The sequence below is a fragment of the Paenibacillus sp. 7523-1 genome (assembly GCF_002276415.1).
GTDB classification, from domain to species: Bacteria; Bacillota; Bacilli; order Paenibacillales; family Paenibacillaceae; genus Paenibacillus; species Paenibacillus illinoisensis_A.
In genome coordinates this window covers 292,407-306,317 of record NZ_NPBR01000008.1, presented here as the reverse complement: position 1 = coordinate 306,317, position 13,911 = coordinate 292,407, and the positions used below count along the sequence as shown (strand labels likewise).

The 13,911-nt window shown below is 46.9% G+C and carries 12 protein-coding genes; 10 read left to right on the top strand and 2 right to left on the bottom strand.

The genetic code is table 11. The features are described 5' to 3' along the window. The first annotated feature begins 163 nt into the window (after positions 1-163). The 4 genes from CHH60_RS10335 (at position 164) to CHH60_RS10320 (ending at position 4,321) form a co-directional block, all read left to right on the top strand. On the top strand, positions 164-1,702 hold the full coding sequence (locus tag CHH60_RS10335; protein ID WP_095359126.1) for an ABC transporter ATP-binding protein: 1,539 nt from the start codon (positions 164-166) through the stop codon (positions 1,700-1,702). Next, complete coding sequence (locus CHH60_RS10330) at positions 1,695-2,774, top strand: ABC transporter permease (RefSeq protein WP_095359125.1); 1,080 nt, start codon at positions 1,695-1,697, stop codon at positions 2,772-2,774. The genes CHH60_RS10335 and CHH60_RS10330 overlap by 8 nt, the downstream gene beginning before the upstream one ends. Then, positions 2,775-3,737 carry an ABC transporter permease gene (locus CHH60_RS10325; protein WP_095288332.1) on the top strand — a complete coding sequence of 321 codons (963 nt, stop codon included), beginning with the start codon at positions 2,775-2,777 and terminating at the stop codon, positions 3,735-3,737. Between the two features lie 209 nt (positions 3,738-3,946). After that, positions 3,947-4,321 (top strand): hypothetical protein, encoded by a 375-nt coding sequence (locus tag CHH60_RS10320; protein WP_095359124.1) that lies wholly within the window; start codon positions 3,947-3,949, stop codon positions 4,319-4,321. Between the two features lie 6 nt (positions 4,322-4,327). On the opposite strand, the gene CHH60_RS10315 is transcribed toward CHH60_RS10320, so the two are convergent. Continuing rightward, complete coding sequence (locus CHH60_RS10315) at positions 4,328-4,771, bottom strand: GNAT family N-acetyltransferase (protein WP_375335114.1); 444 nt, start codon at positions 4,769-4,771, stop codon at positions 4,328-4,330. A gap of 601 nt (positions 4,772-5,372) precedes the next feature. Between CHH60_RS10315 and ilvB the strand changes: the two genes are divergently transcribed. From ilvB to CHH60_RS10295, 4 genes are all read left to right on the top strand, one after another. Further along, complete coding sequence (ilvB, locus tag CHH60_RS10310) at positions 5,373-7,124, top strand: biosynthetic-type acetolactate synthase large subunit (protein ID WP_095359122.1); 1,752 nt, start codon at positions 5,373-5,375, stop codon at positions 7,122-7,124. Then, entirely contained in the window at positions 7,121-7,603 is a 483-nt protein-coding gene (gene ilvN, locus CHH60_RS10305) for an acetolactate synthase small subunit (RefSeq protein WP_095288328.1), read from the top strand. The genes ilvB and ilvN overlap by 4 nt, the downstream gene beginning before the upstream one ends. A 301-nt stretch (positions 7,604-7,904) precedes the next feature. Next, entirely contained in the window at positions 7,905-8,897 is a 993-nt protein-coding gene (gene ilvC / locus CHH60_RS10300) for a ketol-acid reductoisomerase (protein WP_095288327.1), read from the top strand. 139 nt (positions 8,898-9,036) lie between these two features. Further along, complete coding sequence (locus tag CHH60_RS10295; protein WP_095359121.1) at positions 9,037-10,578, top strand: 2-isopropylmalate synthase; 1,542 nt, start codon at positions 9,037-9,039, stop codon at positions 10,576-10,578. A 163-nt stretch (positions 10,579-10,741) separates the two neighbouring features. On the opposite strand, the gene CHH60_RS10290 is transcribed toward CHH60_RS10295, so the two are convergent. Next, positions 10,742-11,722 (bottom strand): aldo/keto reductase, encoded by a 981-nt coding sequence (locus CHH60_RS10290; protein ID WP_095359120.1) that lies wholly within the window; start codon positions 11,720-11,722, stop codon positions 10,742-10,744. A gap of 216 nt (positions 11,723-11,938) precedes the next feature. Between CHH60_RS10290 and leuB the strand changes: the two genes are divergently transcribed. Next, positions 11,939-13,024: a 3-isopropylmalate dehydrogenase gene (gene leuB / locus CHH60_RS10285; protein ID WP_095288324.1), complete on the top strand. Its 1,086-nt coding sequence runs from the start codon at positions 11,939-11,941 to the stop codon at positions 13,022-13,024. Positions 13,025-13,311: 287 nt separating this feature from the next. Then, the gene (locus CHH60_RS10280) at positions 13,312-13,851 is read left to right on the top strand and encodes a peroxiredoxin (protein WP_062320195.1); all 540 of its coding nucleotides are present in this window, start codon (positions 13,312-13,314) and stop codon (positions 13,849-13,851) included. Positions 13,852-13,911 lie beyond the last annotated feature (60 nt).

Sequence of the window (13,911 nt, the reverse complement as noted above, 5' to 3'; positions counted from 1 at the left end):
TAAGATTATGGAATGTATACATTTCAGCTGTGCTGGATGGATTCGATAATCTCAAGAAAAGACAAATGACCGCAACAAAGCGGTTTTTTCCCTTGAACATACGTCGATAGACGTTTTTCTTACGTTTGCGGAACCACACTATATCAGTTATAAGGGTGATTACATGGGTGCAGCAACCCCCGTCGTTGAGTTAAAACAAATCACGAAGCGTTTTCCAGGCATTGTTGCCAACGACGCTATCAGCCTTCAGCTTCGTAAAGGCGAGATTCATGCTCTACTGGGCGAAAACGGCGCTGGTAAGTCAACGTTGATGAATATTGTATTTGGTCTCTATCAGCCAGATGAAGGTTCCATTGAAGTGAATGGCAAGCCTGTCATGATCGATAGCCCGAACAAAGCAATCGAGCTTGGGATCGGCATGGTGCATCAGCACTTTAAGCTTGTTCAGCCGTTCACGGTAACAGAGAACATTATTTTGGGATCTGAACCAACGAAAGGTCTCAATATTAACTATAAAAAAGCGGCTGCCGAAGTGCAGCGTTTATCCGAGCAATATGGACTCAAAGTGAATCCGCATGCTAAAATTCATGACATTTCAGTTGGTATGCAGCAGCGCGTTGAAATCGTAAAAACATTGTACCGCGGCGCTGATATCCTGATCTTTGATGAACCAACGGCTGTTCTGACTCCTCAGGAGATCAAAGAACTGATGGTCATCATGAAAAAACTCGTGGCAGAAGGCAAATCCATTATCCTGATTACACATAAGTTAAAAGAAATTATGGAGATCTCGGATACGGTCACCATTATTCGCCGAGGGAAAGTCATCGACTCTGTAAAGACATCGGAAACCAATCCCAATGAGCTTGCTGAAAAGATGGTTGGTCGTAATGTCACGTTTAAAGTGGATAAAAAGCCGGCAACGCCTGGAGCCAATGTCCTTGAAGTCAGCAAATTGACCAGCAAAAACAAAGAGGGAATTTCAGTTCTGAATGAACTGAACTTGAATGTTCGTGCTGGAGAAATTCTGGGTATTGCAGGTGTAGATGGCAATGGACAGAGCGAGTTGATTGAAGCTCTGACTGGACTGCGCAAAGTGGATAGCGGATCGATCCGTTTGCAAGGAAAAGAATTATCCAACCACTCACCGCGTCATATTTCGGAATCGGGAGTAGGTCATATTCCGGAAGACCGACATAAGCACGGATTGGTTTTGGATTTCTCGGTCAGTGAAAATATTGTTCTTGAATCTTACTACAAATCTCCTTACACGCGTAAAGGATTCCTTAATTTCGATGCGATAAAAAAACAGGCAAAACGACTTGTTGAGGCGTTTGACGTGCGGACACCTAGCATTGAAACCAAAGCACGGTCCCTTTCTGGGGGTAACCAGCAAAAGGCGATCATTGCACGGGAAGTCGATAAGAACCCGGAACTGCTTATCGCAGCTCAGCCAACACGCGGCTTGGACGTAGGTGCTATTGAGTTTGTCCAGAAACAGTTGATTGCTCAGCGTGACCAAGGAAAAGCGGTATTGCTGATTTCCTTCGAGCTCGATGAGATTATTAACGTTTCGGACCGCATTGCTGTCATTTATGAGGGCCAAATTGTCGGTGAGGTCCTGCCGGAAGAAACGAATGACAGGGAGCTCGGCTTGATGATGGCGGGCAGCACCCAAAAGAGAGGTACTGTACATGAGTAAAGTATTGAAATGGTTTACCCGTGATTCCTTTATCCTGCCTATCGTTGCAATCCTCATGGGGTTAATTCTGGGCGGTATCGTTATGCTTATTGGAGGATACAATCCAATTGAGGCATATGGCGCATTGTTTAAAAAAGTCTTTGGTGACATGTACAACTTCGGTGAAGCTGTGCGTGAGATGACACCTTTGATCATGACAGGCCTCGCGTTTGCGTTTGCGTCCCGGGCGGGACTGTTTAATATCGGTGGAGAGGGACAATTTCTCGTCGGTATGACAGCTGCTACATTTGTGGGGGTTAAGTTCGCCGGACTGCCAATTTACATCCATGCTCCACTGGCGTTGATTGCCGGTGCAGTATTCGGTGGTCTGTGGGCAGCCATTGCCGGTTACCTGAAGGCCGCTCGCGGCGTGAACGAAGTTATCAGCAGTATCATGTTGAACTGGATCGGTTTGTATTTGGCCAATCTGATTGTCCGACAGTTTTTGCTGCTTCAAGGGGAAAACCGTTCGGTAGATATTAGTGAGTCAGCTTCAATCAGCTTGACTTGGTTGTCTGAACTAATGGGCAACTCCCGTGTTCACATGGGCACATTGATCGCTTTGGTTATGGCAGTTCTCTTTTATATTTATATGTGGAAAACCAAGCAAGGGTATGAAATCCGCGCTGTAGGTTACAACCCGAATGCGGCTGAATATGCAGGTATGCATGTGAATCGCAATATCGTAAAAGCCATGTTTATCAGTGGTATGCTTGCGGGTCTTGGTGGAGCTTTCCAGGTACTTGGTGTATTCCAGTATCAGACAGTCATGTCGGGATCTCCAGGAACAGGTTTTGACGGCATTGCCGTTGCCTTGATAGGTTTGAACCATCCGTTTGGTGTGCTCCTGGGGGCGTTGCTATTTGGTACGCTTACCTATGGATCTGCTGGTATGAGCTTTGCTGCGGATGTACCGCCAGAGATTATTCGGATTGTAATTGGTTCGATTATCTTCTTCATTGCGGCACAAGGCATCGTGCGCTGGGTTCTTAAACCGTTCTACTCCAAGCGCAAGAAAGAGAAGGTGTTGTAGATGGACTTGTTGACAATTGGGCAAATTATCAATACGACGCTTGTCTTTGCTACGGCATTGATTTTTGCTTCCCTTGGCGGGATATTCTCTGAAAAATCCGGTGTCACCAACCTGGGACTTGAAGGTTTTATGGTCTTTGGTGCGTTTGCTGCCGGAATTGGGGCGCACTATGCCCAAGAAGCTGGAATGGGTGGTACAACGTCCGCCTGGATGGGTGTTTTGGTTGCCGTAGCATTGGGTGTACTCGTATCTCTTATTCACGCAGTGGCATCGATTACGTTTAAGGCGGATCAGATTATCAGTGGTATCGTTATCAACTTCCTGGCAGCAGGAAGTACACTATATTTGGTTAAATTGTTGTTTGAAGGATCCGGGGACTCACCTTTGGTGCAGGGCTTCAGCAAGTTTGATGTGCCACTTCTCAAGGATATTCCTTTGCTTGGGGAAGCGTTGTTCAAAAACGTTTACCCCACAACATATCTGGCGATCATTCTTGTATTCCTGACGTATTACATTCTCTTCAAGACGCCATTCGGCCTTCGTTTGCGCTCCGTGGGTGAACACCCAAGCGCGGCTGATACTGTAGGTGTGAAAGTTCGTCGCTATCGTTATGTAGGCGTAATGATCAGTGGTGCACTGGCTGCGATCGGTGGAGCTGCTATCACACTTACAACAACAGGCACGTTCTCGCATAATACGGTTTCTGGTCAAGGATACATTGCGATTGCAGCGATGATTTTTGGTAAATGGAATCCAATCGGAGCATTTGGTGCTGCTGTATTTTTCGGATTCTCACAAGCAATTCGAAACTATGTGCAGCTGTTCGAATGGTCTCAAAGTATTCCCCAGGAAATTATTTATATGCTGCCATACCTGCTCACGATTATTGTTCTTATCGCGGCAGTCGGGCGTTCATCAGCTCCGTCTGCACTCGGTGAACCGTATGATCCGGGGAAAAGGTAGACGTAAGCAATTCATTAAACAATATAAAAAGTTTTATCAGAGAAAGGGTCCGCTTCGTGCGGGCTCTTTTTTTGTTATGCAAACAGCAATTTATACGTTTCCATTGTGTCAGGGTAGAGACCCATATTTTCAAGTAGGGACAAAGAAACAGGCGAAGCAGGTGATGGACGAATACACTGTTTTGAATGATCCGAGGAGGAGGGGAAAGTATGAAACAACATGTTACGCGTCGTGAAGCGTTGAAATTCGTGGGCAAAAATATCGTTGCGGTGAAAAAAGACGGCACTCGGGTTACGGGGAAGCTGTTGAAAGTATCCGGCAATAAATTAGTGCTAAAGCGTGTGAATGGCAAAAAAGTGCGCACAAAAGCTATTCTTCCACTGGTTTTGTTTGATTTGCTTGCAATCGCCACATTGCCTTACGCTTACGGCCCGGGACCGGGCTTTGGGGGCCCTGGCTATGGAGGTCCTGGGTATGGACCAGGCTACGGACCTGGACCAAAACCCGGCCCCGGATATGGTCCAGGCTATGGTCCGGGACCCGGGTTCGGACCGTACGGACCGCGTCCACCAGGATTTTTCTAGGAGAATCTAAATATTCTTTTCCATTTCGTAACAGCGGCTAATCATAATATAACGAACGGTACTATATCCATTTTTTCGATAAAACTGCAGCCCTTTTGTATTGCCTTCGTCGACCATTACTTTGGATCTTTTGCAGCCTCGTGATGCGGCGAAGTTTTCGGCTTTTTGCAGCAAAGTCTGACCGTACCTTTTGCGCTGTTCCTTTGTAGCAACTGCCATCATATCGACATATAACAACTCGCCGTGCATAAGAAAATGTATAAAAGCTACAGCTTCTTTGTTCGGGTCCGGTGAGACAACAAAGGTCATGCCCCTGTTCATACGCAGGGGTATGTCTTTGCGTATTTTGTTGATTTCATTGGCACTCATATGGGATAGAGGAACAAGTTGCGAGTCAATTAAACTCATGATGGCGCCATCATCCAGCCTCGAATTGCGTTGCCGAATCACCATGCTGATCCTCCTTTCAAGACTAGTCGTGCTGCTCGTATATCCTATGCCTGGAGCAAGATAAAAGGTGACTGAATGAAGTAAAGGGAATAGGGTAACGTTAAGTAGCGTAGTAGCGAGATAAAGGGCGTTTAAAAAAATTATCCAAATCAGGTATTGACTTATCGGTTGGAGGAATCATATAATGTTCCTAACATTTAACGAGAATATTTAATCGGCTATGAAGAGGACGAAGTTTTAAGGGCTCTTTTGCTCAGAGAGTGGATGGATTTGCTGAAACCACCACCATAATCCCTTATATACGAGCTCACCTCGGAGCTGTTTTCCTGAAAAGCATTGGATGTCACTCCACTCGCGTATTAGGGGAAATCGTATGTCTGCGTTACAGACAACAGGTATGGAAGACGGCTATGTCCGTTTGACCTATCGTTTTTTGTACCTGGTAAGGTCCGTTATTGCGAAATTTCGGACAAAGTTGGGTGGTACCACGGAAGCAACAACCTTTCGTCCCTCGCAAGCATTAACTTGTTTGCAGGGATGAAAGGTTTTTTTTGTAACTTCAAATGTCAGAATGATGTAAATTCCGAGAGGAGGATGACTGATGGGAGCTCAAATTCCAGAAGTACGATCAACAGATGAATTACGTGAAAAATGGATGAAGCCGGAGGTCATTAGCGGTTCTGAGATTCTGCTAAGAAGCTTGTTGCTGGAAGGTGTCGAATGCGTATTCGGTTATCCGGGCGGAGCGGTGTTGTACATTTACGACGCGATGTACGGTTTCGAGGACTTCAAGCATGTACTGACTCGGCATGAACAAGGTGCGATTCACGCAGCAGACGGATATGCACGTGCGAGCGGCAAAGTTGGTGTTTGTATCGCAACATCCGGTCCGGGAGCAACGAATCTTGTAACCGGAATTGCAACAGCATATATGGATTCTGTACCGCTCGTTGTCATTACGGGGAACGTCATTTCCAGCCTGATTGGTTCGGATGCTTTCCAGGAAGCGGATATCACGGGTATTACAATGCCAATTACCAAACACAGCTATCTGGTAAAAGACGTTAAAGATCTGCCGCGTGTCATTCATGAGGCATTCCATATTGCCAATACAGGACGTAAAGGTCCGGTGTTAATCGACATTCCAAAGGATGTTTCTGCCAACAAAACCTTGTTTGAACCAAGTACTGAACCAGTGACACTGAGAGGCTATAACCCTCGGACGGTGCCAAACAAACTTCAGGTTGATCGTTTGGCTCAGGCCATTCAGGAAGCAGAGCGTCCGATGATTCTTGCAGGTGGCGGGGTCGTTTACTCCGGTGGACACGAAGCACTGTTCGAATTTGTTGAGAAAACAGGCATCCCAATTACAACGACACTTCTTGGACTTGGTGCTTTCCCAAGCGGACATGAACTTTGGACCGGAATGCCGGGTATGCACGGAACATACACGTCCAACCAGGCGATTCAACAATCGGATCTGCTGATTAACATCGGAGCTCGTTTTGATGATCGGGTTACAGGTAAACTGGACGGTTTTGCACCGCATGCCAAAATCGTGCACATCGATATTGATCCAGCAGAAATTGGCAAAAACATTGCTACGGATATCCCGATTGTTGGGGACGTGAAGACGGTACTCGAAATAGCCAACAAGGAAGTGCAGCGTGCCGAGCGTGCGGATGCTTGGAGAGGCCAGATCAAGCAATGGAAGCAAGAGAAACCTTACAGCTATACGGATTCCGAAGACGAGTTGAAACCACAATGGGTAGTTGAGTTGTTGAATGATACAACCAAAGGTGAGGCGATCGTAACTACTGACGTTGGACAACATCAGATGTGGGCGGCGCAGTACTACAAGTTCAATCAACCTCGCTCATGGGTAACCTCCGGCGGACTCGGAACAATGGGCTTTGGATTCCCTTCGGCAATCGGAGCACAGATGGCGAATCCGGACAGACTGGTCATCTCCATTAATGGTGATGGCGGAATGCAGATGTGTTCACAAGAACTGGCAATCTGCGCGATCAATAATATCCCGGTCAAGATTGTTATCATCAACAACCAGGTGCTTGGAATGGTTCGCCAGTGGCAGGAAATCATCTACGAGAACCGTTACAGTCACATCGATCTGGCAGGAAGCCCGGATTTTGTAAAACTGGCTGAAGCATATGGTGTAAAAGGACTGCGTGCCACGAACAAGGAAGAAGCTGAACGGGCATGGCAGGAAGCGCTGGATACACCTGGACCGGTCGTTGTAGAATTTGTTGTTCGCAAAGAAGAAAATGTATATCCAATGGTTCCGCAAGGAGCAACAATTGATCAAATGCTGATGGGGGATGCTGAGGAATGATTAGACATACGATTTCGATTTTGGTCAACGATCAGCCTGGCGTCCTGCAGCGGGTATCGGGGTTGTTCGGTCGACGCGGATTCAACATTGAGAGCATTACGGTAGGTCAGTCAGAAGAAGCGGGCTTGTCCCGTATGGTCATTGTCACTATTGGTGACGACAAAACACTGGAGCAGATTGAGAAACAGCTCTATAAAATCATTGACGTAATCAAAGTAGTGGATTTCAGCCTCAAGCCGATGGTTGCCCGTGAACTCGCTTTGATTAAAGTAAAAGCAGAACCTTCCGAACGCCCTGAAATCATGGGAGTGGTTGAAACGTTCCGTGCGTCGGTTGTCGATATTGGTCCAAGTAGTCTAATGGTTCAGGTTGTTGGAGATACCGACAAAATCGACGCCATGATCGAGCTGCTTAAGCCGTATGGCATTCGCGAACTCTCGCGGACTGGAGTAACTGCACTGGTACGTGGAAACGTATAATTGCCAATAGATCTAAATCTATGGTCTAATATGCATATCGGGTAAGCAACGAAGGATACGAGAAGAAGCAGTACAACAGACTGCAGGTGATCCTTGAATGACATCGTGATCCTGCATCTGCTGCAATTCAACATTTTAGTGATGTAACGCTTGAAAAGAGAGCTACACACCCGCATTAAAGGGCGGGTGTCTGAACGGATCGGATCAGACCAGAGTTGCTGGAACAGCCAGCATGCCGGTCCATTGAGACACCCGCTCATTAATGAAGGGTTCTTTACAATACAAAGGAGGACTTATAAACATGCCAGTAACTACTTATTATGAACAGGATGCAGAGCTTAGCGTATTGAAAGGAAAAACGATTGCCGTAATTGGTTACGGTAGCCAGGGCCACGCCCAAGCACAAAACTTGCGTGATAGCGGTTTGAATGTAGTCATCGGACTTCGTGAAGGTAAATCGTTTGACACTGCAAAAAATGACGGATTTGAAGTATTGTCTCCGGCTGAAGCAACTAGCCGTGCAGATGTGGTTCAAATCTTGCTCCCTGACGAAACGCAAGCTTCTGTATACAAAAACGAAATCGAACCTAACCTGAAAAAAGGCGCAGCATTGCTCTTCTCCCACGGTTTCAACGTTCATTTCGGTCAAATCGTTGCTCCAAAAGACAGCGATGTTCTGCTGGTAGCTCCTAAGTCCCCTGGCCACATGGTACGTCGTACCTACGTGGAAGGATTCGGTGTACCGGGCCTGATCGCGATCGAGCAAGATGCAACAGGTAAAGCAAAAGACATCGGTCTTGCATATGCAAAAGGTATTGGCTGCACACGTGCAGGCGTTATCGAAACATCCTTCCGCGAAGAAACAGAAACAGACCTGTTCGGTGAACAAGCTGTTCTGTGTGGCGGTGTAAGTGCCCTGGTAAAAGCTGGTTTCGAAACGTTGACAGAAGCTGGTTATGCTCCTGAAATGGCGTACTTCGAGTGTCTGCACGAATTGAAACTGATCGTTGACCTGATGTATGAAGGCGGACTTGCAAGCATGCGTGATTCCATCAGTAACACAGCCGAGTACGGTGACTATGTAACTGGACCTCGCGTTGTAACTGAAGATACGAAGAAAGCGATGAAAGAAGTCCTTTCCGATATCCAACAAGGTAAATTCGCACGTGACTTCATCCTGGAAAACCAATCCGGTCGTGCGTTCCTGACAGCAACTCGTCGCAACGAAGCTGAACACCCAATCGAAGTGGTTGGCGGACAATTGCGTGAGATGATGCACTGGATCAAGAAGTAAGCATTTGCACTTAGAGGTTCATGCACTTTTAAGATAAGCAATTTTACAGCTTTAACCGGAAATAGCGGCCGTGCTTATGCGTGTGCCGCTATTGCTGGTTTAGAGGCAAACATACATTACAGTCTAGGAGGTGCGAGGCGTGCGTAAAATCTATGTATTCGACACAACGCTGCGTGATGGAGAACAATCCCCGGGAGTCAATTTGAACACTCGTGAAAAGGTGGAAATTGCCCATCAGCTCGAGCGGCTTGGGATTGACCGGATGGAAGCCGGCTTTCCGGCAGCATCTCCAGGCGATCTGGCAGCGGTAAATGCAGTAGCGAAAGCGGTTAAAAATATTACGGTTATCGGCTTGTCCCGCTCCAGAGAGCAGGATATTGATGCGGTTAGAGAAGCGCTGAAAGGTGCACAGGACCCGTGCATTCACGTATTTTTGGCAACTTCACCGATTCACCGCGAGCATAAATTGCGCATGGACAAAGCGCAGGTGCTGGATACAGCTCGTTCTGCCATTCGTTATGCGAAGAAGTCATTTTCTAAAATTGAGTTTTCTCTTGAAGATGCAGGCCGTACTGAGTATGACTTCCTCGTTGAAATGGTGAACATGGCCGTAGAGGAAGGCGCTTCGGTAGTTAACATTCCGGATACAGTAGGGTATCTGAGTCCTTATGAGTACGGTAACATTTTCAAGCATCTCAAAGAGAATGTTCATGGTATTGAAAAAGTGCAGCTGAGTGCACATTGTCACAATGACCTGGGTATGGCAACCGCCAATACACTGGCTGCCATTTTGAACGGTGCAGATCAGATCGAAGGTACGATTAACGGAATCGGTGAACGTGCAGGAAATACGGCAATCGAAGAGATTGCCATGGCACTGGAGACACGTCAGGAATTCTTCCAGGCAAAAACTTCTCTGCAGCTTTCGGAAATTGCACGTACCAGCCGGCTCGTTAGCCGTTTGACAGGAATGGTTGTTCCAGGAAACAAAGCCATTGTTGGTGCGAATGCCTTCGCACATGAATCCGGTATTCATCAGGATGGCATGCTGAAAGAAAAAACAACGTACGAGATCATGACACCAGAGACGATTGGTCTGAAGGAAAGCAAGCTCGTACTGGGTAAGCACTCTGGACGCCACGCGTTCCGTGAGCGCTTGATTGAGCTGGGTTATGAACTGGATGAAGAAGCACTGAATCGTGCTTTTGCCCAATTCAAAGATCTGGCGGACAAGAAAAAAGAAGTCACTGATGAGGATTTGCTCGCCGTGATCGAAGAGAAGCTGCAGGATGCACCTGAGGTGTACAAACTGGAGTCCATCTTCGTGACGTATGGGGATGAATCAACTCCTACAGCCAAAGTCCGTATTGCTACGCTTGATGGTAACAACGTTGAACAGCAAGCGGAAGGTAATGGTTCCGTTGATGCCATTTACAATGCAATTGACAAGGTGAGCGGGGAAGAAGTTACGCTGTCCGATTACTCCATCAAGTCCGTTACACATGGTAAAGATGCACTCGGTGAGGTTCATGTTGTATTGACACAGAACCAGGTTTCCGTTCAGGGACGCGGTGTAAGCACTGATATTTTGGGTGCAAGTGCACGTGCTTATGTGGATGGCCTTAACCAGCTGATTGAGAAACGTAAAACATACACCAACCGTGTTAACGTGAATCTGTAAACAGACGCAGCAAACATCCAAAGCACTCGAACAGCACTGCTGTTTGTTGAGCAAGCTAAAAAAGTCTGACCCTAGGTATGGATCTAAGGTCAGACTTTTTGCTATAGCTTGAATGATATGTTTATCAAGTAGGACGGATCTGGAAAATTGCAATTAGAGCAGATTACCACGCATACGCGTTAGGGGCATGTCCACCAGGACCTGGGAATATCTCATCAAGACGTTTAAGTACCGCTTCATCCAATGTGACTTCAAGACATTTAAGTGCAGTCTCGAACTGCTCCAGCGTACGGGGACCGATGATTGGTGCGGTCACTGCCGGATTGGCTGCAACCCAAGCCAAAGCAATCGTATCCTGTGGTTCACCTAGATCGCGGCACAGTGCTGCAAATTCTTCAAGCTGGGTTTTATGATGTTCAATGCGTTCTGCGATGCCGCCGCTGCGTGTGCCTTCCAGCTTCTGAAGTGCATTGCGACCCAGTAAGCCACCATCAAGTGGGCTCCATGGAATTACGCCGAGGCCCAGCTCTTTGGCTGCAGGCAGCACTTCGAGTTCAGGCAAACGACAGTTAAGACTGTATTTATGCTGCTCGGACACCAAACCGAGGAAATGGCGGTTTTTGGCTTCGCTTTGAGCAATGGCAATCTGCCATGCAGCGAAGTTGCTTGATCCGACATAACCAATTTTGCCTTGATGGACAGCATTTTCGAATGCCCCCCATAGCTCGTCCCAGGAAACCGCCGGGTCCACGTGGTGCATTTGATATAGCTCTACATGGTCTGTCTGCAAGCGGCGAAGGGAACCTTCCAGATGACGTCTGATTTTATAGGCAGAGAGACCAGCATCGTTGTTGGGACCATCCGTTTCATCATGCATGGAACCATACACCTTGGTCGCAAGCACCACTTTTTCACGTCTGCCGCCACCCTGGCTGAACCAGCGACCGATAATCTCCTCGGTAAGGCCGGAATTTTCACCCCAACCATAAATGTTAGCGGTATCAAAAAAGTTAACACCAGCATCGAGTGCTGCATCCATGATACGGAATGCTTCTTTTTCGTCTGTAGCGGGCCCAAAATTCATGGTGCCGAGACAAATCCGGCTTACTTTAAGACCTGATTTTCCCAAGTACGTGTATTGCATGGTTTGCAATCCCTCCTGAGTTACCTGAATTTGACTTCACGTATTATTTTACTCCAGTCTGACGAGCAGAACAACAGCCCTCCAAACCTCTTATAGGTAAAATCTATTAAAGTCATAGATTGTATATCTTGGTCAAATGACCACTGAATATGATACAAAAGAGAGAGTTAAGTATGACACGTTCGATTGAGAATGAATGAAGGAGTTGGACAACCCATGACAGACGTAAAAAAAATTGCAGTCATCGCAGGTGACGGTATCGGTCCGGAAGTTGTAGCGGAAGCAGAGAGAGTACTTAAACGTACGGAGGAAGTATTCGGTTATCGTTTTGAAACCGAGCACGCACTGTTTGGCGGAATTGCGATCGATGAAAAAGGCACACCTCTTCCAGAGGAAACACTCACCGTATGCAAAAGTGCGGATGCAGTGTTGCTCGGAGCCGTTGGCGGTCCGAAATGGGACAACAACAGCAAAGAACTCCGTCCGGAAACGGGCTTGCTGGGAATTCGTAAAGCGCTCGGATTGTTCTCCAACTTGCGCCCGGCAGTTGTGTTTGACTGCTTGAAGGATGCATCCACATTGAAACCTGAAGTACTGGAAGGCACGGACCTGATGGTGGTTCGGGAGCTGACCGGAGGCATTTACTTTGGTGAAAAATTCAGACGTGAAGGCTCACAGGGGCAAGAAGCTGTGGATACCTGTGTATATAATGTAACCGAAGTAGAGCGGATTGTTCGTCAAGCATTCGAAATTGCTCAAGGACGCCGCAAAAAACTCGCTTCTGTGGATAAAGCCAATGTACTGGAGACATCTAGACTCTGGCGTGAAGTGGTAAACCGGGTAGCCCCGGAATATCCGGATGTTGAAGTGGAGCACGTTCTCGTTGACAACTGTGCGATGCAGCTGCTGCGTCGGCCAGCCAGCTTTGACGTCATCGTAACGGAAAATATGTTCGGAGATATCTTGAGTGATGAAGCAGCAATGCTGACAGGTTCAATCGGCATGCTGGCCTCTGCATCACTGGGCGAAGGAAGCTTCGGCTTGTATGAGCCGGTACACGGTTCGGCACCGGATATCGCTGGTCAAGGATTGGCAAATCCAATTGCTACGATTCTGTCCGTTGCACTTATGTTCCGTACAACCTTTGGTTATGCAGAAGGTGCGGATGCCATTGAAGCTGCTGTAGCTGAAGTATTGAATGCAGGACACCGTACAAGTGATATTGCTGTAGATAAGAGCAAAGCCATCAGTACTACGGAAATGGGCGATCTGATCGTTGCAGCGATCCGTAAACAGGCATAATTCAGACATCATGATCGGGCAGCCCTTAGCTTTCCAATAGGAGAGATTGAGGGCTGTTCCTTTATATGTTGGACTTTAGATTTTGGCACGAAAATTTCTTATTTATAATTATTATAAAAAAATAACGTTTATAATCTTGACTTTGAGAAGTCCGAATGATAACATTTTACTTGTACTTGTTATCAAGTATCAAACCATTTTAATAACAGGAAAAGCGTCCGCGCTTTTCTTGATGATGAGCAATCCATATGGATGCTTACATAATCCCAAAGGAGGAATTTTTAGTTATGGCAGAACGTTTGGTTGGTAGACCAGCACCAGATTTCGCAATGGAAACAGTATCGGGAGACGGACAAGATTTTGGTTCCGTTAAATTGTCCGATTACCGTGGCAAATGGCTCGTATTCTTCTTTTATCCTTTGGACTTCACATTTGTGTGCCCAACTGAAATTACAGCTTTGAGCGATGCTTCCGAGCAATTCAAAGCTTTGGATACTGAAATTCTTGGCGTGAGCGTTGACTCCGTACACAGCCACAAAGCTTGGATCAATACACCTAAAGACAGCAATGGCTTGGGTCAATTGAACTTCCCACTGGCTTCCGATATCACGAAGCAAGTGGCTAAAGATTACGGCGTTCTGATCGAAGAAGAAGGCGTTGCATTGCGCGGTCTGTTCATCATCGATCCAGAAGGCGAATTGAAATATCAAGTGGTTAACCACAACGATGTAGGCCGCAGTGTTGAAGAAACACTTCGCGTACTGCAAGCACTGCAATCCGGCGGATTGTGTGCAATGAACTGGAAACCAGGCGATAGCAACCTGTAAGCTGATTAACTTGAACGTTTGTGGTTCAAGCCCTCATCCCATTCGGGATTGAGGGCTTTT

Coding starts and splice junctions, on each gene's coding strand:
- leuB (WP_095288324.1), top strand. CDS start 11,939: ATGACAGACGTAAAAAAAATTGCAGTCATCGCAGGTGACGGTATCGGT.
- CHH60_RS10280 (WP_062320195.1), top strand. CDS start 13,312: ATGGCAGAACGTTTGGTTGGTAGACCAGCACCAGATTTCGCAATGGAA.
- CHH60_RS10320 (WP_095359124.1), top strand. CDS start 3,947: ATGAAACAACATGTTACGCGTCGTGAAGCGTTGAAATTCGTGGGCAAA.
- ilvC (WP_095288327.1), top strand. CDS start 7,905: ATGCCAGTAACTACTTATTATGAACAGGATGCAGAGCTTAGCGTATTG.
- CHH60_RS10290 (WP_095359120.1), bottom strand. CDS start 11,722: ATGCAATACACGTACTTGGGAAAATCAGGTCTTAAAGTAAGCCGGATT.
- CHH60_RS10330 (WP_095359125.1), top strand. CDS start 1,695: ATGAGTAAAGTATTGAAATGGTTTACCCGTGATTCCTTTATCCTGCCT.
- CHH60_RS10325 (WP_095288332.1), top strand. CDS start 2,775: ATGGACTTGTTGACAATTGGGCAAATTATCAATACGACGCTTGTCTTT.
- ilvN (WP_095288328.1), top strand. CDS start 7,121: ATGATTAGACATACGATTTCGATTTTGGTCAACGATCAGCCTGGCGTC.
- ilvB (WP_095359122.1), top strand. CDS start 5,373: ATGGGAGCTCAAATTCCAGAAGTACGATCAACAGATGAATTACGTGAA.
- CHH60_RS10335 (WP_095359126.1), top strand. CDS start 164: ATGGGTGCAGCAACCCCCGTCGTTGAGTTAAAACAAATCACGAAGCGT.